This window comes from Desulfoprunum benzoelyticum, from assembly GCF_014201505.1.
Classification (GTDB): Bacteria; Desulfobacterota; Desulfobulbia; order Desulfobulbales; family Desulfocapsaceae; genus Desulfoprunum; species Desulfoprunum benzoelyticum.
Genome location: NZ_JACHEO010000025.1, coordinates 1 through 26,994, shown reverse-complemented (window position 1 = coordinate 26,994; position 26,994 = coordinate 1). Strand labels below are relative to the sequence as shown.

Here is a 26,994-nt window from a genome sequence, read left to right as displayed (position 1 = left end):
TTCATGTCATACTTCCCATACAGATGGGATTCCCGCGGCAAAGGTCTTGGGCATTTTGAACGTGCCGTTATCGACAGTCAGGTGTACCAATCTGGCGGCCTCAGCCATCCCCATTTCGTTCATTAAGGTAAAAGGTCCTTTGGGCCAAGCCAAGGCCGTTTTTATTCCCAGTTCAAGGTCTTTGATGGAAACGACGTTCTTTTCTATAAGATGAGAAGAGATCGCAAAGATTGATCCCAACAGACGTTCCTTCGCTGCTTTCAGCAGTGCCTCATCATTCGACACCTCAGCTTCGATGTCCCAGGGTTTTCCGCTTTCAAATTGAGTTTTCAGTTGCACCGGAACCGCCGGAAAGCCGACATCGGTATCCGCAAGGTATTCATGCATGGATACAGCAGCGTGATAGGCTGTTCCTAACCCAGACCCGTTCAGTACCCACATGATGCCGTAACGAACACCCAATGCCAGTTTTGAGACATGATCCAGGGTTGCCGCATTGCAGGTATCGCCAAACATCGAATTGAGGACCATATAGCTGGAAATAAATACCGGATTGATTGCAAATCCCGGAAAATCATTGACAGAAATTGCTATTTTTCCGTTTTTATCGGCAAAAGTCATCAGGGCATCGAAGGTCTCGTCACTGGTCTTTGTATGGCGGATTACCTCGACCAACCTGTTTATATTAGCTGGGAAAAAATAATGTAATCCAGCAGTCCGCTCAGGATTTGAGACTGAGGCCATCAGTTTCTCAATAAGAAACGTGGAAGTGTTGCTGACTAAAATGGTGTCGGGACGGCAGGATAAATCCAAGTCCTTGAATATCTGGATTTTTAAATCCATCTTTTCAACCGCCGCCTCAATAACCAGATCACAGGGCGCCAGATCGGAATACCGGGACGTCCCTGTAATCCTGCCGGCAACCTTATCCATTTCTTCCTGGGTCATCTTCCCTTTTGCCACTCGCTTGGCAAGGGCGTCACGCACCCATCGGTCATACATGGCTTGGACGAGGGTATCATTGAGCTCTTTGTAAATAACCCGAAAACCGGATGATGCTGCATTGAGTCCAATAGCCGCGCCCATTACATTAAAGCCGATGATTCCTATTGTTTTTATTTCCTTACCCATGTCATCATCCTTTATACTGTTGATTATCCTTGATTGTTCGATGGAGTTGTGAGCGATACGATAAAAAAGGCATCATGCGATACCTCCCGTCTCTTCATACAGATGGGGACCTGTAATGTAAATCGGAGCTGCTATTATTTTCAACTTATTAAAAAACCTAAAATTAATTAGGAAAATCTCCTATGAGATGATAGGAAAACATCCTATAGGGTGAAATGTGGGACGGAATGAACCGTAGTTTCCAATAAAAGACTCATCCCGCCCTCCATTTCGATTCAAAAGAGGTCACACTTTTTTAACAGAAAATCTACTGAACAATTGGAGCGGTTGTCGGCAGAATCTGCTTGCCGAAATGGGTGTTGATAGAAATCGCTCCTGCAAGATAAATGGCAAGGATTCCTGTTATGAACAATGAATACCCACCTATTTTGGCGATGGTGGCTCTCCCTGCGACGATACCGAAATCAAGAGCAACGATGCATGGAAGAGCGATGCAGATGAGGACACCAATTATGAAGAGTATTTTCGGGCTTTTCAAGAAGCACGGAAGCATCATGAAAAACCATAATGTTATAGCAAGCCACAACCAACCTTCGATGGCAGCGTCATACGGCATTCCAGCTTGGTGAAGATAATATTTAGCACTGAAACTCAAGGCTCCGGTCAGCATAAAGATGCAGGAAAACATAAGGAACACATTGGCCCCTGGGAGGTTTTTGTCTCTGAACTCAATAACTGCAACCACAATCTGAACGAAGAAACCGCCAACAAGCCATACAGCCAGTATTGGGGTTATGTCATGGGATACCTTCCCGGTCAATAGTGCACCAAAGCCGAAGCATGCCATTGCCAACGTGCCCAAACCGGCGGGAAGAGGATTTGCAAACAGATGATCCTGTGAAGACATAAAATTATCCTTTCTGTGGTTTACATTTCTATTTTCAATGCACCTGCCGGTACGTCGCTTTCCGGCAGGCAGATTGCGCTATTGACCCACGCTCAATCGATGAGTCATCCCTCACGAAACAAACAGTTCATGCGTATCGGCCTCAAGGGTGGCCATGCGCTGTCGTACAGTCATGAAAAAACCCGGCCTGTTTTGAATCCTGCGTACCATTGACACGTTCATCAACAGGCCGATGACTAAAAAATAAGGGGAGGCGCCCCACACCGATCAATTGAGTTTTTTAAAGGCTTCTTTTCTGCCTGTGTACTTCTCTCTGATTAATGGCTTCCTCACTTTTCCTGTCGCGCTTCGCGGAATATCATCGAAAATTACCTTACGCGGAATTTTGTATTTCGCCATTTTCGATGCGGCATACTCAATCAGTTCCGCCTCAGTCATGGATCTGCCTTTTTTGAGTTGCACCACCGCCAGCACGATTTCAACCAGTCGATCATCAGGATATCCAATGCAGGCTACGTCTTCTATATCGGGATGATCCATCAGTGCATCTTCGATTTCCACCGGATAAATGTTTTCGCCGCCACTGGTGATCATATCCTTCATGCGGTCGACAATGTAGAAAAACCCCTCTTCGTCGGTTTGCACCAGATCGCCGGTACGAAGCCATCCGTCTTGAATTGTAGCAGCGGTCATTTTCGGGTTGCCGTGATACCCTTTCATCATGCGCTCAGTTGCAAAAACCAGTTCGCCGATCGAGTGGGCAGGCACTTCATTGCCTTCAAAATCAATGATTTTTGCCTCCACACCATAGGTCGGCTTTCCAATTGAACCTGGTTTTCTCAAAACATCTTCAGGATAGAGATTGAACAGGCCGCCGCCGCCGCCTTCTGTAATCCCGTAGATGTTGGAAATGCCGCAGGGCAAGTTTTCGACCAGATTCTTCATGATGTCGAAAGGCACCGGCTGGGCGCCAATCTCCATGTACCGCCAGGCCGACAAATCGTAATCGGCGATGTTGATCGTCCCATTCTCAATGGCATTCAAGATCATGATACCAACCGGCACGACGAAAAGGACGTCGGTGCATTTTTCTTCGGCAATAGCCTCGAGAATGTACTTGGGATCATTGAATTCACGAAGGATAGTGCCGGTGGCGCCCGTGGTGTAAAATGGCGCCCATAAAAACATGGTCCCACTATGGAAAAGGGGTAGAAAAAATAGATAGTTGTCGTTTTTTTCGACAAAATAGGTCATGCCGTTTCCGGCAGCCGTGTTTTTCAAGGAGAAATGCGTCTGCATGACCGGCTTGGGTGTTCCAGTCGTACCGGAGGTGAACATCATGGCAAGGTCATGATTGTCTTCCACGTCATTCATGACATCCGACACGTCATCGTATGCATCGACTTTGGCATAATCGATCATGTCGTCCGGAACCGTATCGCCGATACAGATATAATGCCGGACGGTTTCGAGTTTGTTCTGGATTGGTTGCACCACCTTCAAAAATTCGGAACCCAGAAAAAAAACACGGGGATTGCAGACGTTGGCAGCATACAGAACATCACTGCTTTCAAACCTGAAATTGAGCGGAACGATGATGGCGCCCAGACGAATGACGGCATAATAGGTGATCAGCCACTCCAGGGAATTGTTCTGAAGATGCATGACATATTCGCCGTCTTTAACGCCACATTCCTTGGCCAGATAATTAGCAGTGCGGTCAATGGCGTCGTTAAATTGTTTCCAGGTAAGCGTTCTTCGCTTTCCGATCGATGGTGTTCGCTCGATCAGGCAGATTTTGTTGGAAAGGTGACGGGCATGTATGGCGGCATATTTAGAGTAGTTCACTGCTAATAACCTCCAAGTAGATGTTTAAAACAATTTCGTTGAATGTATATATTGATACAGCTCAAACATATTATTTTTATCCGGTTTGTACCCCCTTTCTCTGGAATGGATTTTTTAGAATTTTGAAAAACCCTTATCTGATCCGATTCTCAGGTATCACCAACCAATGATCAATCGGCTACATCGAGTTAAGATAAAAGTTTTTCCCGCAACTTCCTGTGCAAGATTTTTCCAGTTGCAGTACGAGGCATTGCTTCCGGCGTAATGAATTGAACTACTTTTGGACACTTGTAGGTGGACAGATTTTTTTTGCAGTACTCCTTTATGTCCTGTTCATTGATCTCGGCGCCGGATGGTCCAGGCTTCGGAACGACAATAACCGCCACCTTTTCCCCCCATTTTTCGTCAGGCAGGCCGATGCAGGCGCAATCATCCACGGCGGGGTGGTTCCCAACCATTTCCTCGACTTCACTGGGATAGACATGCTCACCGCCTGTGATGATCATATTGTCCTTCCGGTCTACAATGGAGTAATACCCGTCCGCATCCATCCGACCCATATCTCCGGCGGAGAAATATTGACCTCGGAAGGACTGGGCGGTTTTTTCAGGAAGTTTGTAGTATCCGCTGAAAAGCATCGGTCCGCAGGAGTAAATCTCCCCCACCTCTCCAATCGTCACTTCCTTGCCATTCCCATCCAGAAGCCTGATCAAATCCGTGCCCAAGGTTTCGCATCCGATCGATCCAAGTTTCTTCAACTGGTCCTCAGGCTTGAGTATGGTGACAACCCCGCCCTCTGTCGATCCATAGGCCTCGTACAGCTGTACATTTGGAAAGAAATCCATTATTTCCATCTTCATCTTCTGTCGCACCGGTGCTGAAGAACAAAGAATTTTGCGTATGGAACTCAACTCCCATTTTCGTCCTTCTGCTCCTGCGCGCAGAATAAGACTGTAGTGAGTTGGAATCAGTGAAATGAAGGTTATTTTTTCTTTACCTATAATATCGAGAACTTCTTCAGCATTGAAAGACATCGCCGGGTGAATATAGACAGTCGCCCCGAGATAGATGAAATTGAATGAATAATACACCGAGTTGATATGACAGAGCGGCATGATATTCATGCAGATATCATCCTTGGTGAAACCGAATTCCAATCCATTGAGCAAATAATAGGCTATGTGAGATTCATGCGAACGGAGCACGCCTTTGGGCTTGCCGGTTGTGCCTGATGTGTAAATCAGGATCCAGATATCTTCCGGCAATACTTCGCAATCCGGTTCTTCAACGCTCCCACCGGTGAGAAATAAATCATAGGCCAGGAATCCAACACTCTCCTTCCCCACCACGAAGTAATGCTCCGTCGGCAGGTTAGTCAGTCCGTCCCTGATCCCGTTTACTGTGTCAGCAAACTGATCATGAACAAATACTGCCTTTGCGTCTGAGTTATTGAGGATATATTCGACTTCCCGTCCAACCAGCCGGAAATTGATCGGGACGATAATGACACCGGTTTTGGCGGTAGCAAGGAACAATTCGACCATTTCAACACAATTTTCCAGCAAAACTCCAATCTTGTCACCCTTCTTCAAACCCAGCGACAGGAGGCTGTTGGCCAGTCGATTCACACGCTCATTTGTTTGAGCGTAGGTAAAACTTCTGCTTTTCTCCTTCAGTGCGACTTTGTCCGCAAACTTTTTCGCATTAACTTTAAAGTTCTGCCCCAGATTCATCCAGTGCGTCATATCCGACCTCCAATATCAAAAATAAAAAAATGTCTTTCTGTTGGCTTTCTCGGAAATCATCTGAATATCATCCTTACGCTTGCTGTACCTGCAAGACCGGCGAAGCAATTGTAAGGTTTATCCAAAATTTTCTGAAATAACGAAATCGTTTACTCTGGTTCTCGAGCTGGAGTTTGGGAGCCAGAAACAACTGGTACCATTGCCCCTGGTTGATTACTTAAAAAACGATAGAACAGGAAAAATAGAGGTCAGTTTTTTGATTCTTCCAACTGCTCGATAAAAGCCTCTATATTTGTCTTTGTCTGCTCATCCGAAAGGAATCTAAGATCATTGAGATCTCCGTTGATAATCAACGATGGAATATTTGTATGCGCCTGAAGTCGTAGCGGTAAACCATAGCGACAGTTTGAGTTGTTCGGACAAGTTTTGGCGTCATGGTAAACGATTCCATCGCATTGGAAGAATCGAAGCTTTTCCTTGATGTAATTTTCTTTATATTCATCGGAACGAACTATAAACAGCTCTGAATACGCTCTTGCCATACTTTCAAAAGGTGCTGCCGGATCCAATGCACTGAAAATCCAGCTGCTGCAGTAGGTGGATGCTATCACACTCGCATTTAAGCCGGCAAACAGCTTGGAATGCATGCCCAAACGGCCCCAGACCGGCATTCCGTCCCAATAGATGCGATACCTTTCATTATTGATGACCCCTACCTTCTGGGTGACACGTTCATTCAGCTCTTCCAGCAGCAGCTTGTATACATCGACGGCCTTCTGTGTTCCCCTGCCGACAACTGCAGGCCCCATCAACGTGGTTCCATCAAAGAACGTCAGGGGTGAGGGAACCGCCGCTGCCGTTGCCAGGCACTGTTCCCAGAGATCGGAACATTGACGGGATAGAGCGACTGCATTCTTCAACTCTTCCATGTCAAGCTTCCTGCCGGCTATCCTTTCGAGTGGCTCGACGATACTCTCCATCTGTTCGGCAATGGACGAGACGTGCATCGGGGTGACCTTGCCGATATTTCGATGTGTCTCAATCCCTACGGAAGGCACACCGAATCTTCGCGAGTACCATGCAAACCAGTCCTGAACATCCCGGCACTGGTTTGTATTGAATACAAGGACATCACACCCCGGAATGCGTTCGATCCCGGGGAAAGCTTTGGACAGGGGGGTAACGCCCTGGAGATACGCTCCTATATCGGCAGTCAAATAGGAACAGATTTCCGGCGAATACCCGATGGCATTCGCTTTGGGAATCAGCTCGGTGGCCATTCTCGTACTTCCCAGCATGGCCGAATGAGTTTCCGGAAAATAGATGAGAAATCCCATCCCTCGCAGAATTTCCGCAGGGCCGACACTGGTGCACCATGCAATCTTTCGCTTACCTGATTTGGTGGCATCATCCAACTCATGGTAGTAATCCGACATGAACCGGACGATATCTTGAGCGGTCTTGAGACGCCTGATTTCAACCTCTTCTTTAGCCATATTGTGCCCTTTCTATAGTTCTTCCGATTTTAAAGGGAATAAATCGATGGCATACAGTGCAGCCCCAATCGCACCTGCCAATTGAGGATGTTTGGAGACCAGGATTTTTCGGCCGATCAGTTCCTCGGTCATGGTTACGATATATGGGTTGTTTTCCACCACCCCTCCGGTCATGACGACGTTTTCAGTAAGGGAATCCATCTCCAGAACTCTCTGGATCATCGAAAAGAAAACGCCTTTGACGATATCCTCGAGTCTTTTCCCACTCCGAATATTCTCCAGGACCTCCGTGGCAGAGAAAACCGTACAAAAGCTGCCCAGTTTCACCATATTCGTTGACCGGCTGGCCAGGGAGCTCATTTCATCCAATGGCACCTCCAGGCGAAAGGCCATTTCTTCCAGGAAGCCGCCGGTCCCAGCCGCACATTTACGGTTCATTTTGAACCCGGTTCGTCGTCCTGCCTCATCCAGCTTGATAATCTTGTTATCCTGTCCCCCGATATCGATGATCGTGATGGCCAGGGGAAAGTAGAAATAGGAGCCCTTGCCGTGGCAGGCTATTTCGCTCTTGGTCTCCTGGGCAAAAAGGACATTTTTTCGACCATATCCCGTTGACACGACTCCGGCTGTATCGGCCTTTGTGCGACCTGCCATCTTGAGGGATGCTTGAAGGCATTCTTCCGCCGTTTTTGAAAAATCAATACCGGATCGCCTGACGTTATATCCAACAAGGTTCTTCTTCAGATCGAGAACCGCTACTTTCGTTCGGGAGGCGCCGATATCAACTCCGACATAACAATGATTCATGTACTCTCAGCTCTTCTTTATCGTTTTTTCTGCCAATACAGTTGTGCTATCCGGCGAAAATCATCCGCCAATCGAGAGCGTCATGAGGCCCCTTTCAGATCGGCCGCAACATCATTGGTTATCGGCTCCGCATCGTGGATTCGAGCCCTTTGACCAAGGATTGAAGTGTGTTGTTGTAAGGCGTTTCTATCCCAGCACGGATGCCGTATTCAATGAACTTTCCGTTCATAAAGTCTATCTCCGTGCGCCGCTTGTTTTCTATATCCATCAGCATTGATGGCTTATGATTTCCCGCCGTTTTCAAGTATTCAACGGCTTTCGGGTAATAGTCCCAGCCTAAGAGGATATCGTTGCCCCGTGCGACTTGTATACATTCCTTCATCAGAGCGTCTACAAGCCTGAAAATAATAGGGTCGGTTGTGGCTTGCGCCATGGTCAGCCCGGTTACGGCACATACGGAATTCATGCATGCGTTCATCACGGACTTCTGCCAGACCATTGGTATGATCCTATCCGTGTGTTCGGTCGGCAGTCCACATTCAGTCAATATCCTCGCGATGGTCACTGCCGCACCGGAGGATTCAGCCGCAAGCTCCTGCAGATAGTGGGGTGGGTGATGAAACGGCATGACAACATGACAGGGACCTTTCAGGCCGCATCCCCAGTTGACTACGCCTCGCATTACCGGTTTGTTGCCAAGTACTTTTGAAACCTCGAGTTCCGTATCGATGCCATTCTGCCAACTGATAATGTAGGTGCCATCTTTGTAAAATTCTTCAATGGCCGAGACGATCAGCGGCAATGCATTCGCTTTTACAGTGATGAAAATCACATCAGGATTGTATTGCGCCAAATCGTCAATGGAGTGACAGGTACGGGCAACCTTCTGGAATACCTGTTCCGCACCTTCGATGGTAATACCTGTCGTTGCGGCTGGATCAACCAACTCGGGGACAACATCACAGATTGTTACGTCATAGCCGCCTCTTGAGAGGAATGCGCCAACGATACATCCCACAGGCCCGGCGCCGATGATCGCAAACCTTTTTGGCCTAAAGTCAGGATTTTTATTTGTCATCACCTTCTCCCTTCTTTATCTGATTGTCGTTGCTTCCGCTTTTCAGTGTTTATTTGCCACTTTCCAATATTCCAAAAGCCTTGGCATCAAGAAGCGTCACGCCTTGTTGCTGCAAGATCTCAATCGCCTTATCGTTATCACTGAACCGAAAAATCATGACGGCCTTACCAGGTGATGTTCCATGAAACGCATACATGTTACTGGGGTAGACCCCTGTGTCCTTCAGCAACCTCAACAGATCGGCGAGGCTTTTTGGGGCATCCGGAATTTCCGCTGCAACTACCTCCGTAATGAATGCGGGCATCTGCATCTCCATGAGAAGGCGTCGCGCAGTGGCGACATCGGAGACGAGCAGTCTCAGTTGCCCAAATTCTCCGGTATCCACCAGATTGAGCGCTCTCAGGTTGATCCCTGCCTCGCCCAGAGCGTTGGTCACCTCGTATAATCTCTCAGGCGCATTCTCTATAGACAAAACAATTTGCTTCAGCTTCATTATGACCTCCTTTTTAAAAGGCCTCATGTTCATCCCTTTCCAAGAAATCCAAGAGGGACCTTTGTTCTTTGATTACCTTTACGCCCTGGACAGCTTTGACAGCCGTCCAGTTTTTGCCGTTTTCTACGGAGACAGATTGCCGATCAGCTCTTTGAAAGATGCTTTCAAAGAATTTACCGGATAATGGTTATTTATTTTTCTGCTGTGCTGCAGAAAATCCCAGTTCAAAAGCCTTAATATTCGACTCGACAAATGCCTGTTTCGTCTTGGTTCGAATAACTTCCTTGACGGTTTCCGCCTTGACAGGAAGTTTTTCGGTTTGAATCAATGCTCCCAATAAAACCATGTTTACGGCGAGCTCGTTACCGGCTTCCCGCGCCAACCTGACAGCGTCGATGGAAATCAGTCTGGCGGTCTTGGCGCGAATCAAGTTCTGTAATTCATTCAGGTCGGGATATACGCCTTTTCCGATCGCAACGGTGAATGGCGGCAACGGCTCGAGGTTGGTGATCACCACAGTTTGGTTATTGCATTTTTTCAATGCCCGAAGCGTCTCCGAGGGCTCAAACCCCACTAACACATCGGCCTCACCATCCGAAATTACAGGGCTTTTGGCATCTCCAAACACCATCGCCGATTCCACAACTCCTCCTCGCTGGGCCATACCGTGTATTTCACTCATCCGAACGGGAATCTGTGAAAGGAGTGCGGCTTCGCCCAATACACTCGATGCCAGAAGATTCCCTTGTCCCCCCACGGCTACTAAGATTACTCGTGTTGTGTTCATCTCGACTCCGGCTGGTTATTCTTTTATTGGCAGGATTGCATTTTCAGGACAAACTTGTACGCATACCGCACAGCCTGTACACTGCGCAGGATTGATCTGAACCCTTCCCTCATTCAGGAAAAAGGCCGGGCACCCCAATTGATTGATACAATCACGATGATTCTTACACTTGTCGCTGACCCGATATCGTTTGCCCTTCTGAAGTTTCAGACTCTTGGCGTACAACGTACACATTTCCCTGGAGATGACGACCGATACCCCCTTGAATTCAAATGCCTTTTTGACCGCTTCGATGCTCTTTTTCAATTTGAACGGCTGGATGACGGTCACTTCTTTCACACCCACAGCCCGTACGACATCCTCGATGTCGACACGACCGAAACCCGTCTGGTTGAGCAGGGTCATGTCCACTCCCGGATTGGGTTGATGGCCGGTCATGGCTGTCGTTCCGTTATCCAGAATAAAGAGGGTGAAATTGTGGTTGTTGAAAACCGCGTTGATCAGCCCGGGTATGCCGCTATGGAAAAAGGTCGAGTCGCCGATAAAGGAAATGACTTTCTTGTTGGTTGCCTTCGAAAATCCGCACGAGGTAGTTACCGATGACCCCATGCAGATGACAAAGTCGGCCATCGACATGGGAGGAAGCAACCCCAGCGTGTAGCAGCCGATATCGGTTGGAATGATAGTCTCCATTCCAGCGGCGGCCTGTTTGGCGATGTAGAAGGTAGCCCGATGCGAGCAGCCCGCACACAGGTTGGGCGGCCGCTGCGGAATTTCCGGGACATCGGACATGTCGGGAATGGCAGGTGGTTGATAGGCAAGGTCAAGATACTCTGCAATAACCTTCCTTACCAAGGCCGGACTATATTCATACAATCTGGAGAAGTGTGATGGGCTTTTTCCCTTGATGGGGATGGTCGATCCTTCCTCCTGGGCAAACGCCTTGACCGTCTCCTCCATATAGGGCTCTCCTTCCTCCACGACCAGCACCTTCTCACAGCCTTTGAGGAAGTTTTTCACCGTTGATTCAGGCATAGGATTGGAAAACCCTATTTTCAAGATTTTGACTTTCTCCTCGCACCCGAGATCCTTCACGGCATCCGAGACATAATTGTAACTGATGCCATTGCAGACGATTCCACAGGGACCGTCCCCTTCGATTAAGTTATACGGAGAGTTTTCTGAAATGCTCTTCGCTTCATCCCAGTGCTTCAGAAGCTTTACATGGAGGTTTCTTGAAACAGCCGGTACGGTAACATAGCTGAACGGGTCTTTGACAAAATCGCCGCTGCTATTCACCGGAGCTATATCTCCAAGAGTAACGATTCCGCTCGAGTGGTTAATTCGGGTTGTGGTCCTGAACAGTACCGGCTCCTGGAGTTTTTCGGAAAGTTCGAAGGCGTATTTGATCATTTCCTTGGCTTCATCGACCGACGACGGTTCAAGGACCGGCAGCCCCGAAAGCTTTCCATAGTACCTGTTGTCCTGCTCGTTCTGGCTGGAGAACATGAATGGATCATCAGCCGACAGAATGACCATTCCGCCTTTGACACCGACATAGGCAAGGGTCATCAATGCATCGGCAGCGACATTCAACCCCACGTGCTTCATGATCGCCATACTGCGCAGACCGCAATTCGCTGCCGCTGCCGCCACCTCGAGGGCCACTTTTTCGTTGGTGCTGTACTCGAAGTAAAGATCACTCTGATGAGATATCTCGAATAGAGCAGCCGAGATTTCCGACGATGGGGTGCCAGGATATGTCGCCCCAATCGCAAGTCCAGCTTCGATTGCGCCCCTTGCAATCGCTTCGTTGCCTAAAAGGAGCATCTTCTTGTCACGCTGATCTGAAAGTAATTTGTGCATGATCATCCCTTGGTAGTTGGAATATAGATTATCCGGTAGTCCTGAACTTGTAATGGTCCGGAAATACCTTGATCACAACCTGTATACATCGCCCGTTCTAAGATCTTTCCGCAGTAAGGGTGAACGCCATAGAGCGGTCGGTTTGCACCATCTCGCTCTTGCTTTCCTGAAAATCCAGATGTATTTCAACTGTCGAAAGCGGGATAAACATATCAGGAATATGCCTCCTTCTTCTCCTGCGTTTTTCTACATCCCAATTCCGAGGAAATCATATTGGCGCTTTCCTTTACCAGATCGATCAATCTCTCTTTATTCTCTCGAAAAATTCGTTCCGCAGGACCTGCCACTGAAATGGAGGCAATGACCTGCCCTTTGTAATCAAAAATAGGAGCGGCAACAGAGCATACATCAGATTCAAACTCGGAATCACTTTCGCTGTATCCCAGTCTTCGAATATCGGCCAACTCTCTTTTCAACTTTTCACTATCGATAATCGTGTTTTTGTTGAGTCTGGCAAGCCCTGTAGTCGCAATTAACTGGTCAATGAAAGAGTTGTCTTTGAAGGCCAGCAGCACCTTTCCAGGAGCACCCGCGTACAGCGGCATGGTATAGCCTTTGGCGGTCATGAATTTGACTGCCCTCGGGCTTTCTATAATATCGGCACAAATTGCATGTGGACCTTCTCCCACGACGAGAATCGCTGTCTCTAGAGAACGATCGGCCAATAATTTCAGATAAGGAGCTGCAACTTCCATTACCGGAGTTTTCTTGGCGGCCAGAAGCCCGAGTTTAAGGATCGTCAGACCGAGAAAAAACTGATTTGTCTGGTCATTTTTGGAAAGAAGCTGTTTGTTTTTGAAAACCTGCAAATATTTATATGTTGTGCTTAATGGTATGGAAAGTCTATCGGCAATCTCCTGAGCAGAGAGTTCAAGGTGTTCTGATTCGAAGAGACTGAGAATATCAATCGCTTTTTCTAAACTGCCAAAAGATTTAGCCAAGATATATCTCCCTGATTTCCCTAGGAGCAAACGTTGTTTCTGATAAGAAGTACACAATATTTCAGACAAAGTTGTCGTACGCCATGAAACAGATGGACAGACGCATCCCACAATCTGACTATTTTGTTTCCTGCCGAAAAAACAGACTATTTTCCAAACTATCGCTTGCCAATCTGGCAAGTTTCTGATTCAAAAGACAACCCGTACAAGATACAATCAATTATCATATTGTGATATTGTATTATCTCTATGTGATAAATGTATCAAAGCATAATCTGAGTGTCAAGAGAACATTTCAATTTTTTCCACATGACATACAGCCTGTCTCAAGTTGGCCCTAACCCTGAAAAATCCCTCACAGATTTAGCTTAGAAAACAGGAGATTGCGATGTACAGACGGAAAACCGACAGAAACCGGTGCGCCGATGTATAAAGCGATGAAACTGCTCAACGCCGGCATCGATGAAGTTGAAAAGGCGGTGTTTTTCAATACCGCCGATCTGTTCTGGAGGTCGATCTGATCTTCCATGACATGAATACGGCATCCTTCCATGTCGACGACGAAGACTTTTGGAGCGAAAAATTGAGTCAATATCCTGTGACCAAAAAAAAAGCACGACTGGAGCGGATTATCCCGCTCCAGTCGTGCTCAAGGCTCAGGCGCTGGTCTGTGCGTCCCGTTTAAAAGAAATTATAGGTGGCACTGACCTGAATACGGTTGAGCTCGCCTTCATCGCCGCTTTCAATTTCACGGTAGCCATGCAGATACTCGATACCGAGATCAACAGAGGGAACCGGGCTCCAGATAAGGTTGGCATGAACGGACTGGAATTCCTTGTTGACAGTATCGGCGACAACCGACAAATCATTGTCGGCTGCAGCATAGGAGTAGACCAGGTTGGAACGGAGATTGTCGAACCAGAAATGGCGATAGGCGAGAAAACCGCCGAACTGATCGAAGGTCTCAAGTTCTCCTGTAGTTGTATTGAATGCCGCGTCTTTAAACTTCGTGGCCATATAACGGCCCAGGGCATTGCCGTAGTGGAGCTGGAAACGCAGGTCATCCTTGCCGAAGGTGGGGATCTTGCCACCAAGAGCCACGGCACCGCCCCAGGTGGAGTCATCGACGGCGGCACCGTCGTCAGCGCTTAATTCTCTGGCCATGACTGCTACGGAATAGGAGCCATAGTCGGATTTACAATTCACGCGGGCGATCATGTCGGCGACATGGTCGTCATCTGTTTCGGCGGAATTATCCAGTGTAGCGCTTGGATCTTCAACCGCGAACTGCACAGAGCCCCAGGCAAAGGGCTCGGTCCAGCGGATCTGACCTTGACGCATGAAGGTCGAGGCAGCCGGGCCGCCGAAGTCGAGGGTGTCGGGTACGGCATCCACGATTTGAAAGGTGGACCAGGTCTGACCGGCCAGGAGTCTCCCCAGCTCTCCAAAGGCATGGCGGACCCGAAAATCAGCAGTATTGGCACTCGTGCCAGTGCCAAAAAAGTCCCCTTCGAAAAAGGTGTTCAGTTTGCCGTAGGTAGTATCCGTAGTCGTACCCACGTTAAAGCGGGTCTGGCGGGCGTGCAGCACGGTCTGGTCATCATTGGGATTGTCTTTATCCAGCGGAATCGTATATGCCAGGAAGAGTTGATCCCCGGCGCTGTTATCCGCAACGCTTTTATCGTTGTAGATGGCGTCGAGTTTGGCGTAGCCGCCGATCTTGAGGCTGGTCTCGGTGCCGGGAATGACAAAATATCCCTTCTGCGCCGGTTTGGCCGGAGCAGCCATCTCGCCGGTGGCAGCCACGACCTTGGTCTCAACCGGACGTTTTTCCAGAGCTTCGATCCTCTGTTGCAGGACCTTCAATTGCGCTTTTAACTCGGAGACTTCATCGGCTTGTGCCGGAGAACCCATGGCGAGTACGCCGAGTCCCAAGATCGCGGGGGTCAGCGCCATCACCTTGTAAGACTTTTGGATAGAAAACTTCATCGTCCTCTCCTTGTGTTAAAAATAGACCGCGTTGATGATAAACTCCGCTCCCGGGCGCCTTTTTCGAGGTGCGGAAGATGAGCGTGTCGCCAAAGATCAGAGACCAGACCGGTTGCGAAAAAAACGTCACCACCAGCCTGGCCGGTTGCACTCCGAGTTCCATCCATGATCACCCGCCCTGCTGGGGCTTTGAGTGCTTCAGTTATCAAAAGACAAGGACTGAAACTCTGAACTCAAGAGATAATATTATACCTATGCTTGCTTTATGATACGGTTTCTTCGGAAAGCCTCGCATGAGCCCCGAGCGCTCCGTTTTTTCCAACCACTACCAACGGTTTTCCAACCGGTAATATCGTCTGCTGAAAGGCCGTATTCAACATATTAGCCGTCGCGAGATAAAGCCCAAGCAAGCCGACTATGAGAACGCAGTATGCCGCACCAAGTGCAGCAGTGGGAGGTGGAAGAACGGCCTGGAATTTCAGGGCAACTAAAAACCAAAGCGTAGCATCCGCGAATAACAACGCGACAAAGAAAACAGGAGAACCTACCAGATAGGCCGGGGTGAACAAAGTTAAAGCAATGGCCAGCACCAGCCAACCATATGGGTCACTGGCCATTGCAAAATGGATTTCATTTACATGGCAGATAAATTCGGCCATACTGATAAGGGCCGTTACCAGCATAAAAAAACTGCTGAAAAGCAACATCACATTACCACCAGTATGATTCTTGTCCTTCAGTTCCATGATACCTGCAACAAATTGACAGATAAATCCGCCAAAAAGCCAGCAAGCTACAGCTAAACGACTATCTTGACCTATCTTACCGGTCAGGAGTCCGAAGAAGATAAAACATGCTACAGCCAAGGCGGTAAGGGCCTGGGGAGCAGGACTGGAAAAGCTGTGCGATTCGCTCGCCATAATTTTCTCCTTTTACTGATAATGGTTTATCGAAATCGTTCTTAACTCCCACTTTCTGTTGACAAATACATGCTTAATTTGTGTTGAATATACCACCAATACCGCAAGCAATTATCGAGATAAAATTTTTCGGTGCGGTTAAGCAATTTGCCATCAAACACCGGCGCGTAAAACCCGTTTTAAAATCTTACCGGTCGGACTTTTTGGGAGTTCGTCTACAAATTGAATTTGTTGAGGAACCTTGTATTTGGCCATTTTCGTACGGCAGAATGCAATAATATCTTCTGGTTCAAGCGTTGTACCGGGTTGCAGAACAATCGCCGCCTTTACACATTCGCCCTTAACGTCGTCATGCATTCCGAAAACTGCAACTTCAAGGATGGCTGGATGACTATACAGATGGTTTTCAATTTCAGTGGGATAGATATTATTCCCCGCGGAGTTGATCATGTCTTTTACCCGGTCGACAATGAAATAATCTCCATCTTCATCCTGGGTACCGACATCACCCGTCAGCAGCCAGCCGTCTACAATCGTTTTCGCCGTCGCTTCAGGCTTGTTCCAATACCCTTTCATGACATTGGGGCCCTTTATACAGATTTCGCCCCATTCTCCGGGTGCTACAGGATTTCCGACTTCATCGATAATTTTCATTTCACAGTTCATGACAGGATGCCCGATGGAGCCGGGTTTGTGCTTAAAATCATGATTATAGGACGAGAAAGGGGAACATTCGGTCAAGCCATAGCCATCGTTGATGGGCATGTGGTACTTGGCATGCCAACTGTCTGCGACTTCAGGGGGCATGGATGCAGCAGCCGTAAAAAAGTACCGGATACTGGACATGTCCAGATCCTCGTCTTTCATGTTTAACAGGTAGATATAGATCGTGGGGACGGCAAAAAACATGGTCACCTTGTGCTTTCTAACGGCTTCTACCACTGGTCCGGGTTCAAACCGTTTATGCATGACAAGTGTGGCCCCTCTTTTGACACTGGAGTTCATGATGAAATTCTGGCCGAAACAATGGAACAGAGGCAAAAACAGGTGGAGGATATCTTTTTCTTTTATTTCGGCGTGGTAAATGGTGGCACTTATGTTGGAGAGGACGTTTACATGGGTGAGTGTCGCCCCTTTGGGAAATCCTGTGGTGCCGGAAGTATACAAAATAGCCGCAGGATCATGAGCATCCATATCCAGGGCTTTAAACGTGTGAACGCTTTTGTCCAGTATTCTGTTGAGATGGCGGCTGTCATTTTCATCGCCTTCGACAAGAATAAGGTGTTCAAGGCTTTCCACCTCGTCCATCGGGACCTGTTCGGCCTGGTCTTTGCCGGCAAAAATGATCCGGGCCCCACAATCGCTCAGGATATATTGCACTTCGTTTTTCACCAGAAGAACATTCAGGGCAACGACGATGGCGCCAAGTTTCTGCGCGGCAAAATAAATCATGATGAATTCAGGGATATTAGGCATAAAAAGAGCCAGCCGGTCTCCTTTTTCAATACCCATCTGCGCAATCCCTGACGCCAGTTGGTTTACCTTTTCATCAAGTTGTGAATAGGTGATTGATAAATCTTCAAAAATAATAGCTGTTTTGTTCGGCAAAAATTTAGCGGTTTGTTCAAGATTTTTAGCGATATTCATTGGACTGCCTCCTTTTCTTGATAGCCCCATCCTCTATGAAATAATACATTGTTTGGCGGTGTTGACTTGATGCTCTTTCAATCTTAAAATCATTAAACTGAGGAAAGATATACAAAGAGGTAGGGATGCTGTAAATCGGAGGTACCACTAATTTGAAACTTATAAAGACCTAATTTGAACTAGGGAATTTTCCTAGGATGATGGAAAATAAGGCGGGGGATGAATATAGACGATGCAAAAAGACAAAAGATACTTCAAAAAAGTTCTGTTTCAAGCCAGAGTACGGCATATCGGACAAGTTCACCGCTTGTTTTTGCTCCAAGTTTTTGCTTGATCCGTTCACGGTGGGCACTGATGGTTTTCACACTTAGATTTAATCTTTCCGCAATCTGCCCTGAGGAAAATCCTTTTCCGATCATCTGAAAAATCTCCAGTTCTCGATCTGTCAGGCCAATGGCAGGGGACTCTTGAGCCGCTTCCGCCTCTTCACCGAACTTGTCTAAAAGCGTATCCATTACGCGTTGGCTGATAAATTTTTTTCCTTCAAAAATTCTTCGAATTGCCTTGATTATCGAGTCTTTTGTTTCATGTTTCATCAAATATCCCTTTGCACCGGCAAGCAGACATCGCTTGGCATGCAAAGACTCTTCATGCATGGACAACACGAGGACGGGGATTTCCTTAAAATACTTGTTCATTTCCCTGATAAGCGTCATGCCATTACTGCTCTTTAAGGACAGATCAACGATAACAAGGTCAGGGTTTGTCAATTCGATTAGATTCCGGGCCTCGGGCACGTCTTCGGCACTTCCGCAGACTATAAGATCTTTTTCTTCGCTGATCAGTTCACACATGCCCATTCTGAAAATCGGATGATCTTCTACGATCAATATCTTTTTTTCTTTTTTCATGTTCAGCTCACACATTCGTTTTTTGTATGACCGGGCCGTCCATCTCCAGCAACACTATTGTCTCACCTCGCACACTTCGACGGATATCCAGCGTGGCATTTAACAACTGAGCCCGATATTCCATTATTTTCAGACCCAAGCCTTTATGATTTGTTTGATTTTCTATGCCTTTACCGTCATCTTTGACCATCAAAACGATTTTGTTTTTGTGGGTTGAGAAATGGATGGTGATTTTTTTTGCATCGGCATGCTTGACGGCATTGTGAACCGCTTCATGAGCAATGTAATAGGCATGGGTTGCCGCCGTGTTTCCTGTAAACGGGCTGGAGCCATCACAATCAAGATGGCACACTACGCCAAACATGTCTTCCACATATCCAACAAGCTCTGAAAGAGAAGCATCAAAACCTTGATTGATAATATCCACGGGACAGAGCCCGCGGGACAGAAGCCTTGTTTTTCGGATGGAATCCTGAACGAGCAGCTCGATCTTTTCAATACTGTCTACCTGAGCAGGAAGTGTTTTTTTAAGTTTCTGGTGTAAGATTCCAATGAGCAATTCTATCCCGATCAATTGCGGACAGAGATCATCGTGCAAGGCAAACGCGATTTCCCGGCGTTGCCGCTCGGTCATTTCCAGAAATTGTCGTTCAAGCTTCTTGGTTTCGGTGTAATCGACTAAAGCGGCAAGGATACAGGTCTCCCCCCAGATTTGTATCACCTCTGCCGAAATCATGCCATCTCTGACGTCGCCAGAGATTCTGCAAAATTCTATTTCCTTGTTTCGCAGACTTTTCTTTTCGTTGATCAATTTGAAAAATTTTTTTCCTTCATTTTCATTCTTAAAAAAATCCAGGTTCAACATCTCTTTTCCTAAAACCGTGGCTTTATCATATCCGGTGAAGGTTAAAAAACTGTCATTAACATTGATGAGTCGACCATTTTCAATATCCGCCACAAACATGCCGCAGGGACTGCTCTGAAAAGCTTTTGAAAACATCTCCTCGGAGAGCAGCAATGCTTTCTGGGCTTGAATCCGTTGGGTTACATCCCGTACCACTCCCCGAATACCGGCCTGGTTGCTGACATTGTTAGCTATAGTCGACAAAGAAGTTTCAACAAAGCACGGTTGGTCGTCTATGCGTTTCAACTCCCATTCAAATATACCGATATTCTGCTCTTTGAGACCATTACCGTCAAAGATGTCAGACATATTTTTTTGGTCTTTATCGCTGGTTATATGTAATATATTTTTATGTCGCAGAGCTTCTCTTGAATAGCCGGTAATCATCGACAATGAGTGGTTGGAGAAGCTTATATTTCCTTTCAAATCTGCTTCAAAATATCCTTCATGAATACACTTGAGAATAGTTCTGTTCCGCCATTCACTTTCCATCAAGGCCTCCGCCGTCAAACGGTGTTCAGAAACCTCTTTTTTCAGGTTGTTACTATAGGTTTCGAGCTTTTTCATAAACCCGTTAAAGTATGTTACAAGCTTTCCGATTTCGTCATTGGAAGTTACCGGCAATCGCGTGGTCAGATTTTGTGGAACCCCCATGCCCAGAAAAACCATCAATTGGTTAAGGGGCTTAATAATCAAGCTGCTCAGCCAGAACGATGTCAAAAGCGCAAATCCCAGCATGAAAAAAATGCCGATCATACATATTTTCTTAACCGTACCCAGAACCGAATAAAATTCGTCAAGATACCCGGATGATGCGACTATCCAGTCATATTCAGGAATATAATTAAAGATTACCATCTTTTGCCGATAAGGATCATCTTCAGCATTTTTCCATAAATACACCAGTTTTCCTGTTTTTAATTTTATCATTTTTTCTTTTAAACTATCTCTGTACTGGGCACTGGAACCTTCCAGCTGGTTGACTTCCAATTCTGGGTGAACAATGATATTTCCCTTGCCGTCAAGGATAAACGAATACCCGGTTTTCCCAAATTTCAAAGCCAAGACACTGTGCCGGAAATCATTGACATTGATCAGATCTTTGAGCTCATCCGTATAGGTGGACACGGACAAAATCCAGTCCCACGGTTCAAAATAACTCATATAGATGGCTTTGGGCCGATAAACAGTTTCGCCTGGATTCTTCCAATCATATTCCATGTAGCCATGCTTCATCTTGATCATCTGCTTGACAAAGGGTTGCTCGGCCCAGATTTTTTTTCCAGCAACATCCGGATTTGGATGCTGCACGGGAATCCCAAGACTGTTAACACAATAGATATAACCGGTTTTACCGATGGTCTGTGAAAAGATGACTCGTCTAACCTCATCTTTGGCCTGGATTTCGCTTATTTCTCCGGACATATATCGGTTATAGATGGCCTGTATATTTTCTTTGTTCTTATCACAGACAGCTCGAAGATAATTTTTTATTGAAACATTAGCAGCTGTTTTGACCATGTTTAGAACAGCACTTGTGCTGTTATTCAACTCATCTTGAATGTTTTTGGTTATGGTATTTTTAACCTGGAAATAGATAATCAAACCACCAAGGATAGAGGTGAGTACAAACATGGAGGTGTAGCCGGTAAGGATTTTAGCCCGTATACCTTGCGTTTTGAAAAACTGCATCAGCTTTATTTCCTTCATTACCAATTTTTCGCTCCAACTTTAACCGACACAATTATAAACCCATGTCTGACATGGTCTATGAGCAGGAATCCCCATCGAAACCCGGCGAATCACCGTACGGTACATTGGCCTTGTGGTCGAAATCGATGCCCAGCCGTGCCATTTTTTTATAGAGCGCGGTACGATGAATACCGAGCAGGCGTGAAGCGAGGGCTCGATTTCCCTCTGCTGCCTGGAGGGCCGATACGATGGCATTGCGTTCGGCCTGATCAAGCTGTTCTGCCAATGTTCCTGAGATTGCGGCTCGACTCCGCCCCTTGTTGAGCGTCGAAGGCAGATGATGCGGTTCTATTGTCCGCCCCTGCGCCTTCCAGGTCATCTGTCGCATAAGTCCACGTAATTCGCGTACATTGCCAGGCCAGCTATGCTGTGCCAGAATCTGTAAAGCCTCCTCGGAGATTCCCAGCATCGGCAACTGTTCCCGCCGGGAGACCTCGGCCAGAAAGTGGCGCGCCAGCAGCGGGATGTCTTCCGGTCGTGACCTCAGCGGAGGAATCTCAATCGGGTACTCGTTGATCCGATAATACAGATCACTGCGGAACTTGCCGGATTTTGCAAGAGTGAACAGATCACTGTTGGTAGCGGTTACCAGACGAAAGTCAACGGGCAACGAGGTTGTGCCGCCCAGGCGATCGATCCTCCGCTCCTCGAGAACCCGCAGCAATTTGGCCTGGCTTTCAAGGGGCAGTTCCCCCACCTCGTCGAGAAACAGGGTGCCGCCCGAGGCCAGCTCGAATTTTCCCGGTTTTCCTTTTTTCCTGGCGCCGCTGAAGGCCCCCTCTTCGTAACCGAACAACTCCGATTCGATCAGCTCACTGGGAATGGCGCCGCAGTTGATGGCGATAAACGGCCCCTTGTTGTTGTTCGAGGCCTGGTGGATGGCCTGGGCGAACAGCTCTTTGCCGGTGCCGCTCTCCCCCAGGATCAGCACCGTGGCGGAAGCGGCGGCGATGCGGCGCGCCTGGTCGATCAGCCCGAGCATGAGCGGGTTGGCGGTGAGGATATCGTCGAAAGTGTAGAGATGGCCGCGCATCTCGTCCAGCAGGGTTTCGTAGCGTTCGACCTGCAACTCGACCGCCCGGACCCGGCCCGCCAGTTTCTCCAGCTGCTCGGTGTTCTGGAACAGGATCCGGCCGACGGCGCCGATCACCCTGTTGTCCTTTTTGATCGGAAGATTGACTGTGATCTTGGTCTTGCCCTGGAGGTCGACAATCTGGGCGTCATCGGCAACGCCGGTGCGGGCCACCTCGGCCAGGCGACTGGCCGGAGCGAAGGAGGCCAGCGCAATCCCCGCCCCCTCCCCCATCTGCAGATTCAGCCAGCGTTCATTGGCGGCACTGAGGAAGGTCACCCTGCCTTCAGTGTCGACAACCGTCAGGCCCTCGTAGGGATTGTTGAGGACCATCCGCACCATTTCCTCATTGGTCGCCGATTCGCCGTAGGGTCCCAGCAGCTGGTCGGCCATCCGCAACCGCCGGAAGACCAGGATTTCAGCGGTCTGTCGCCCTGCCGCCTCGACAAACCAGTCTTCGCCCCAGAAGACCCATTGTCCCGGGTGCAATCGCGATAATTCCGCCGGCAGTTGGAAGCCTGCTTCGAGTTGCAGATTCTCAGGCCAGCCAAAGTCACGACTCAGGGCGATGACTCGCCCCGTCCTGTCGGAGAAGACGATACCGCAACGGCAATACTGAGCTTTTCGGATCAAGGCGGTTGCGGCAGGTGTCTCCATCGAATCTCTCCTCTCCCGTTGGGGGCGACCCGAGGCATGGTCATTTACGGATGACTCGGGCCCCCTGTATACACTTGGCTACAGATTGGCAATGTACCAGATCTTCGCTTCTTTGGGGAGAGTATCCAATCACGACAATTTTTCGATCGTCCCGCCCCGCCTCTGCCACCGGAGCGAGCCCAGCCTTCGCCGGCGCTGCACGACGGAGCTTGACGGAGGCGACCGTCCTGCAGTATGAACTGGAGTGTTGGCCTCCTGTTCGGGGAGGCGCCGAGATCTGACAGAGAAAAGGAGCTTTGAATGTTGATCGTGCCGGACAATGAAATACAGGCAAGGATTGAAGCACTGCGGCCCCGCCTGACGGGTCGGGGATTGCGCGGGGCCCTGTTCACCGCCCGGATCGACCGGTTCTACCTCACCGGCACGGCCCAGGAAGGAATCCTCTGGGTCGGCGCCGAAGGAGAGCCGCGATTGTTCGTCCTTCGCGACGCCGATCGGGCCCGGTCGGAAACGGCGATCGAGATCGTCCCGGTCGCCAACTGGCGCGAACTGTGGACCCGGGCCCGCGACCTGGTCGGGAGCGGCGGAATCGGCCTGACCCTCGATGTCCTCCGGGCCGCCGATCTGCGCTACCTGGGTCTGACCGACCTTCAGGCCGTGATCGACGTCAGCCCCGACCTCCTGGCACTGCGCTCCCGGAAAAGCCCATGGGAGATCGGCCGGCTCGAGGAGACCGGCCGGGTTGCGGCCGCGGTCTATCGCCATGCCGCCGAGATCCTGCAGCCGGGAATGACCGAGGCCGAGTTTGCCGGTCGGCTCTTCGCCTACGCAATGCAGCTCGGCCACGAGGGGCTGCATCGCAGCCGCGGCAGCTTCGAGGCCTATTCCTGGCATGTGCTGTCGGGGCCGAACACCGCCCGCCCTGGTGCCGTCGATACCCCGATGTCCGGCGAGGGCCTGTCGCCGGCCTTTCCCTGGGGCGCCGGGCGCCGAGTCATCCAGCGTGGGGAACCGGTGATCGTCGACTTTGCGATCAGCCTGCTTGGCTACCAGACCGATCAGACCCGTACCTTCTGCATCGGGCCGGCGCCCGACTGGCTGGAGGATGGCCATGCCCGGATCGTCGAGGTCTATGACGCCATCGTGGCGACCCTGCGGGAAGGGGCGATCGCCGGCGAGGTCTTCGCCCGGGGGGAGGAGGCGGCCAGGGCCCGGGGCTTGACCGGCTATCTCGGCCGCCCCGGCCAGCGCTGCCGCTTTGTCGGTCACGGGGTCGGCCTGGAGATCGTCGAGCCGCCCCTGATCGCCCTGGGGGTGAAGGCGGGGCTGCCGCTTCATTCAACACTGGCGATCGAGCCCAAGGCAATCATCGACGGCCTCGGTGGATTCGGGGTCGAGGATACCGTTCTCCTCGAGCCCGGCGGTGTCCGCTCCCTGACTTCCATCCCCCTGGAGCTGATCTCGGTCTGACTACCCCTGCTGCTGTCGGACCCTTCCTCGAGGCCCGGCAGGCCGCGATCCTCTGACCGCCTCCTGTCTGGGAAAACCACTTCTGTCCCAGAACACCCATAATCCCAACCCCGGACGATCAGATCGTCCGGGAGTTGCGGTCCATCTCTGATTTTTAAAATTTCAGGCTTCAAAATATCCGGATGCAAACTGGTCAGCCGGCCGGTTCGGTCGCAAAGGATCATGCCGCATCGGTGATAAGCGGAGGTTCGGATCGAGGCCGCTGCCGAGCACTGTATCCAATGGTCGACATGTATCCCGTTAGGTTCAACCCGCCAAAGGGCCGATTCCGGGCAGAACCGAACGGTCACGTGTAGACGATCGTCTACACCTTTCCGCTGATCCCCATCCCGCCGCGTTCTCGCACTAACTAATTTTTCGTTTTATATCAATTATTTGATTTTTTCGGCCGGCTTCCATCGGTTCTGGCACGATTACTGGATAAAGGCAGCAGAGTCACTCGCAGCATTCAAACCCAGAAAACATCAAGCAGGAGGCCCCATGTTTACCGAATCAGATGAGATCCGCATCGTCACCGAGACTATCCGCCAGGCCGGACGAGAGAAGATCGCCCCGGTGGCGGCAACGACCGACGCCACCGGCGAACTCGACCGCGATGTCTTGACGCTGTTGTGGGACCTGGGACTGATGACCATGGTGTTCCCGCCAGAACACGGCGGCCCGGAACAGAATAAGGGCACCCTGCTCTGTGTCGCGGTCGAGGAGATCGCCCGCCACTGTGCCTCGTCGGCCCTGATGCTGATCATCCAGGCAGTCGGCAGCTTCCCCCTGCTCCACGGCGGCAGCCCCGAGCTGCTGGCCCGGATCCTGCCTCGCATCGTCAAGAACCGGGAACTGGCGGCCTACCTGGTGTCCGAACCCGGCGCCGGCTCCGATGTCTCTGCCCTGCGCACCACGGCGGTCAGGGACGGCGCCGACTACATCCTCAACGGGACCAAATGCTTCTCCACCAACGGTCCGGTCGCCTCGTACTACACCGTTCTGGCCCGTACCTCCGATAAGGGCCGCAACGGCCTGACCTTCTTCCTGGTCGAACGCGACACCCCCGGCCTGACGGTGGGCAAGATCGAGCGCAAGCTGGGGCAGCGCGGCTCGAAGACCTCGGAAATGTACCTCGATGGGGTACGGGTCCCGGTCGCCAATGTGCTGGGCGAGGTCGACAAGGGCTTTCTGCTGGCGATGCAGGATTTCGACATGTCGCGGCCGGCGATCGGGGCCCAGGCCCTGGGGATTGCCGAAGGGGCCTTCGAGCAGATGGTGAAGCATAGCAAGGAGCGCAAGACCTTCGGCCAGGCGCTGTGCGAACACCAGATGATCCAGCAGATCATCGCCGACAGCGCCACGAAGATCGAGGCGGCCCGAGGTCTGATCTACCGGGCGGCGGCCCAGTTCGACAACGGCCAGCGCAACACCAAGCTGGCTTCGATGGGCAAGCTCTTCGCCTCCGACGCGGCGATGCAGATCACGACCGACGCCATCCAGGTCTTCGGCGGCTACGGCTACATGCAGGACTATCCGGTGGAGCGGATGTTCCGCGACGCCAAGCTGACCCAGATCTTCGAAGGAGCCAACCAGATCCAGCGGCTGGTCATCGCCCGAGAGATACTGAAAGAAACCGCGTGAACCGCCCTGTCCGAAATTCTCCACCAATCATAACGAGGTGAATCGATGAAACATCTGACTGAAGAACAACGCTTGACAATCGATATGGTCCGCGACGTCGTGGCCAAGGAAATCGCCCCCCGGGCCCAGGAACTCGACGAGACCGCGGCCTTTCCCGAGCATGCCCGCGACCTGTTCGCCGAGCTCGGCCTGCTCAACCCGCTGCTGCCGGAAGAGTACGGCGGCACCGGCATGCCGGTCTCGACCCTGGCCCTGGTCCTGGAAGAGCTCGCCAAGGCCTGCGCCGCGACGGCGCTGCTGCTGATCGCCCAGACCGACGGCATGCTGCCGATCATCCACGGCGGCAGCCCGGAACTGAAGGAACGCTTTCTTCGCCCCTTTGCCGGCGAATCGAAGCTGTTGACCGCCCTCGGCGCGACCGAACCGAACGCCGGTTCCGACCTGCTCGGCATGAAGACCCGGGCGGTGCGCCAGGGCGACACGTACGTCATCAACGGCCAGAAGTGTTTCATCACCAACGGCTCGGTCGCTGACATCATCGTCGTCTACGCCATGACCGATCCGGACAAGAAGGCCAAAGGGATGACCGCCTTCGTCGTCGAAAAGGGCACCCCGGGTCTGATCTACGGCCGCAACGAGAATAAGATGGGGATGCGCGGATCGATCAACTCCGAGCTGTTCTTCGAGAACATGGAGGTCCCGGCCGCCAATATCATCGGGGTTGAAGGGGGCGGGTTCAAGAATCTGATGGAGACCCTGACGATCAACCGGATCTTCTGCGCCGCCCAGGCGGTGGGCATCGCCCAGGGCGCCCTCGATATCGCGATCAA

General features: G+C 50.1%; 20 protein-coding genes. 3 read left to right on the top strand and 17 right to left on the bottom strand.

Annotated features, from left to right (window positions below):
• Nucleotides 1–6: 6 nt before the first annotated feature.
• The 17 genes from HNQ81_RS15425 to HNQ81_RS15345 form a co-directional block, all read right to left on the bottom strand.
• Nucleotides 7–1,131 (bottom strand): 3-hydroxyacyl-CoA dehydrogenase, encoded by a 1,125-nt coding sequence (locus HNQ81_RS15425; protein WP_183352210.1) that lies wholly within the window; start codon nucleotides 1,129–1,131, stop codon nucleotides 7–9.
• 307 nt (nucleotides 1,132–1,438) lie between these two features.
• Nucleotides 1,439–2,038: an acetate uptake transporter family protein gene (locus tag HNQ81_RS15420; protein WP_183352209.1), complete on the bottom strand. Its 600-nt coding sequence runs from the start codon at nucleotides 2,036–2,038 to the stop codon at nucleotides 1,439–1,441.
• Nucleotides 2,039–2,305: 267 nt separating this feature from the next.
• Entirely contained in the window at nucleotides 2,306–3,886 is a 1,581-nt protein-coding gene (locus HNQ81_RS15415; protein WP_183352208.1) for an AMP-binding protein, read from the bottom strand.
• A 188-nt stretch (nucleotides 3,887–4,074) separates the two neighbouring features.
• Nucleotides 4,075–5,631, bottom strand: a complete 1,557-nt coding sequence (locus HNQ81_RS15410) for a class I adenylate-forming enzyme family protein (RefSeq protein WP_183352207.1) — start codon at nucleotides 5,629–5,631, stop codon at nucleotides 4,075–4,077.
• Nucleotides 5,632–5,879: 248 nt separating this feature from the next.
• A complete protein-coding gene (locus HNQ81_RS15405; protein WP_183352206.1) occupies nucleotides 5,880–7,127 on the bottom strand; it encodes a 2-hydroxyacyl-CoA dehydratase subunit D in 1,248 nt (415 codons plus the stop codon).
• A 12-nt stretch (nucleotides 7,128–7,139) separates the two neighbouring features.
• The gene (locus HNQ81_RS15400) at nucleotides 7,140–7,934 is read right to left on the bottom strand and encodes an acyl-CoA dehydratase activase (RefSeq protein WP_183352205.1); all 795 of its coding nucleotides are present in this window, start codon (nucleotides 7,932–7,934) and stop codon (nucleotides 7,140–7,142) included.
• Between the two features lie 118 nt (nucleotides 7,935–8,052).
• Nucleotides 8,053–9,012, bottom strand: coding sequence for a ketopantoate reductase family protein (locus HNQ81_RS15395; protein ID WP_183352204.1), 960 nt, complete (start codon nucleotides 9,010–9,012; stop codon nucleotides 8,053–8,055).
• Nucleotides 9,013–9,061: 49 nt separating this feature from the next.
• Nucleotides 9,062–9,505 (bottom strand): amino acid-binding protein, encoded by a 444-nt coding sequence (locus tag HNQ81_RS15390; protein WP_183352203.1) that lies wholly within the window; start codon nucleotides 9,503–9,505, stop codon nucleotides 9,062–9,064.
• A 187-nt stretch (nucleotides 9,506–9,692) separates the two neighbouring features.
• Nucleotides 9,693–10,292, bottom strand: a complete 600-nt coding sequence (locus HNQ81_RS15385; protein WP_183352202.1) for an indolepyruvate oxidoreductase subunit beta — start codon at nucleotides 10,290–10,292, stop codon at nucleotides 9,693–9,695.
• A 15-nt stretch (nucleotides 10,293–10,307) separates the two neighbouring features.
• The gene (gene iorA / locus HNQ81_RS15380) at nucleotides 10,308–12,158 is read right to left on the bottom strand and encodes an indolepyruvate ferredoxin oxidoreductase subunit alpha (protein WP_183352201.1); all 1,851 of its coding nucleotides are present in this window, start codon (nucleotides 12,156–12,158) and stop codon (nucleotides 10,308–10,310) included.
• 212 nt (nucleotides 12,159–12,370) lie between these two features.
• Nucleotides 12,371–13,159, bottom strand: coding sequence for an IclR family transcriptional regulator (locus HNQ81_RS15375; RefSeq protein ID WP_183352200.1), 789 nt, complete (start codon nucleotides 13,157–13,159; stop codon nucleotides 12,371–12,373).
• Between the two features lie 681 nt (nucleotides 13,160–13,840).
• Complete coding sequence (locus HNQ81_RS15370; RefSeq protein ID WP_183352199.1) at nucleotides 13,841–15,148, bottom strand: DcaP family trimeric outer membrane transporter; 1,308 nt, start codon at nucleotides 15,146–15,148, stop codon at nucleotides 13,841–13,843.
• A 263-nt stretch (nucleotides 15,149–15,411) separates the two neighbouring features.
• On the bottom strand, nucleotides 15,412–16,068 hold the full coding sequence (locus tag HNQ81_RS15365; protein WP_183352198.1) for an acetate uptake transporter family protein: 657 nt from the start codon (nucleotides 16,066–16,068) through the stop codon (nucleotides 15,412–15,414).
• 153 nt (nucleotides 16,069–16,221) lie between these two features.
• Nucleotides 16,222–17,715, bottom strand: coding sequence for a class I adenylate-forming enzyme family protein (locus HNQ81_RS15360; RefSeq protein ID WP_183352197.1), 1,494 nt, complete (start codon nucleotides 17,713–17,715; stop codon nucleotides 16,222–16,224).
• Nucleotides 17,716–17,969: 254 nt separating this feature from the next.
• Nucleotides 17,970–18,626, bottom strand: coding sequence for a response regulator transcription factor (locus tag HNQ81_RS15355; protein WP_183352196.1), 657 nt, complete (start codon nucleotides 18,624–18,626; stop codon nucleotides 17,970–17,972).
• Between the two features lie 7 nt (nucleotides 18,627–18,633).
• Complete coding sequence (locus HNQ81_RS15350; protein WP_183352195.1) at nucleotides 18,634–21,240, bottom strand: cache domain-containing protein; 2,607 nt, start codon at nucleotides 21,238–21,240, stop codon at nucleotides 18,634–18,636.
• 58 nt (nucleotides 21,241–21,298) lie between these two features.
• Nucleotides 21,299–23,011 (bottom strand): sigma-54 interaction domain-containing protein, encoded by a 1,713-nt coding sequence (locus HNQ81_RS15345; RefSeq protein ID WP_183352194.1) that lies wholly within the window; start codon nucleotides 23,009–23,011, stop codon nucleotides 21,299–21,301.
• 300 nt (nucleotides 23,012–23,311) lie between these two features.
• Here HNQ81_RS15345 and HNQ81_RS15340 point away from each other — a divergent pair, with 300 nt between their 5' ends.
• The 3 genes from HNQ81_RS15340 to HNQ81_RS15330 all read left to right on the top strand — a co-directional run.
• Nucleotides 23,312–24,481: a M24 family metallopeptidase gene (locus tag HNQ81_RS15340; RefSeq protein ID WP_183352193.1), complete on the top strand. Its 1,170-nt coding sequence runs from the start codon at nucleotides 23,312–23,314 to the stop codon at nucleotides 24,479–24,481.
• Between the two features lie 540 nt (nucleotides 24,482–25,021).
• The gene (locus HNQ81_RS15335; RefSeq protein WP_183352192.1) at nucleotides 25,022–26,164 is read left to right on the top strand and encodes a cyclohexane-1-carbonyl-CoA dehydrogenase; all 1,143 of its coding nucleotides are present in this window, start codon (nucleotides 25,022–25,024) and stop codon (nucleotides 26,162–26,164) included.
• A gap of 45 nt (nucleotides 26,165–26,209) precedes the next feature.
• Nucleotides 26,210–26,994 (top strand): acyl-CoA dehydrogenase family protein (locus tag HNQ81_RS15330; RefSeq protein WP_183352191.1); only part of this gene is annotated, 785 nt, incomplete at its 3' end.

What these genes read in the sequence shown, in the direction of transcription:
- HNQ81_RS15385 (WP_183352202.1), bottom strand. Translation starts at nt 10,292, where the DNA reads ATGAACACAACACGAGTAATCTTAGTAGCCGTGGGGGGACAAGGGAAT.
- HNQ81_RS15370 (WP_183352199.1), bottom strand. Translation starts at nt 15,148, where the DNA reads ATGAAGTTTTCTATCCAAAAGTCTTACAAGGTGATGGCGCTGACCCCC.
- HNQ81_RS15335 (WP_183352192.1), top strand. Translation starts at nt 25,022, where the DNA reads ATGTTTACCGAATCAGATGAGATCCGCATCGTCACCGAGACTATCCGC.
- HNQ81_RS15420 (WP_183352209.1), bottom strand. Translation starts at nt 2,038, where the DNA reads ATGTCTTCACAGGATCATCTGTTTGCAAATCCTCTTCCCGCCGGTTTG.
- HNQ81_RS15360 (WP_183352197.1), bottom strand. Translation starts at nt 17,715, where the DNA reads ATGAATATCGCTAAAAATCTTGAACAAACCGCTAAATTTTTGCCGAAC.
- HNQ81_RS15400 (WP_183352205.1), bottom strand. Translation starts at nt 7,934, where the DNA reads ATGAATCATTGTTATGTCGGAGTTGATATCGGCGCCTCCCGAACGAAA.
- HNQ81_RS15410 (WP_183352207.1), bottom strand. Translation starts at nt 5,631, where the DNA reads ATGACGCACTGGATGAATCTGGGGCAGAACTTTAAAGTTAATGCGAAA.
- HNQ81_RS15395 (WP_183352204.1), bottom strand. Translation starts at nt 9,012, where the DNA reads ATGACAAATAAAAATCCTGACTTTAGGCCAAAAAGGTTTGCGATCATC.
- HNQ81_RS15355 (WP_183352196.1), bottom strand. Translation starts at nt 18,626, where the DNA reads ATGAAAAAAGAAAAAAAGATATTGATCGTAGAAGATCATCCGATTTTC.
- HNQ81_RS15350 (WP_183352195.1), bottom strand. Translation starts at nt 21,240, where the DNA reads ATGAAGGAAATAAAGCTGATGCAGTTTTTCAAAACGCAAGGTATACGG.
- HNQ81_RS15340 (WP_183352193.1), top strand. Translation starts at nt 23,312, where the DNA reads ATGTTGATCGTGCCGGACAATGAAATACAGGCAAGGATTGAAGCACTG.
- iorA (WP_183352201.1), bottom strand. Translation starts at nt 12,158, where the DNA reads ATGCACAAATTACTTTCAGATCAGCGTGACAAGAAGATGCTCCTTTTA.
- HNQ81_RS15405 (WP_183352206.1), bottom strand. Translation starts at nt 7,127, where the DNA reads ATGGCTAAAGAAGAGGTTGAAATCAGGCGTCTCAAGACCGCTCAAGAT.
- HNQ81_RS15345 (WP_183352194.1), bottom strand. Translation starts at nt 23,011, where the DNA reads ATGGAGACACCTGCCGCAACCGCCTTGATCCGAAAAGCTCAGTATTGC.
- HNQ81_RS15365 (WP_183352198.1), bottom strand. Translation starts at nt 16,068, where the DNA reads ATGGCGAGCGAATCGCACAGCTTTTCCAGTCCTGCTCCCCAGGCCCTT.
- HNQ81_RS15390 (WP_183352203.1), bottom strand. Translation starts at nt 9,505, where the DNA reads ATGAAGCTGAAGCAAATTGTTTTGTCTATAGAGAATGCGCCTGAGAGA.
- HNQ81_RS15425 (WP_183352210.1), bottom strand. Translation starts at nt 1,131, where the DNA reads ATGGGTAAGGAAATAAAAACAATAGGAATCATCGGCTTTAATGTAATG.